The following is a 369-nucleotide window of genomic DNA, read 5'->3' on the forward strand; positions in this document are numbered from 1 at the left end:
CGCCGACGACGACGCCACCGCACGCGAGTTGGCGTCGACCTACGGGCATTGGACGCACAGCAGTCGCTCGGGCCACGGCGCGATCCCGTACCCGGACCCGGAGACCCCCCCGCCGCTGACCGACGAGGAGCGAGCCCTCGTCGACGACCGCATCGTCACCCAGTTAGTGGGGGCGCCGAGCTCGGTGGCGGAGCGTCTCGACACCCTACGCCGAGTAACGGACGCCGACGAACTCGTCGTCACCTCGGTCACCCACGGCCACGAGGACCGTCTGCGTTCCTACGAACTGCTGGCGCGCGAATGGGGATTGGCGCGGGTCCGCGCCGCGTGATCGTTCGTCGAGACCGGTGTTGTTGTCGATACCTCGCG

1 pseudogene is annotated in these 369 nt (G+C 69.6%); it reads left to right on the top strand.

What is annotated here, in order from left to right:
- A pseudogene (locus NVV99_RS26405) lies at window positions 1-331 on the top strand (LLM class flavin-dependent oxidoreductase); the annotation flags it as partial.
- Between the last annotated feature and the right edge of the window lie 38 nt (window positions 332-369).

The organism is Rhodococcus sp. PAE-6 (assembly GCF_025290685.1).
GTDB lineage: Bacteria > Actinomycetota > Actinomycetes > Mycobacteriales > Mycobacteriaceae > Rhodococcus > Rhodococcus pyridinivorans.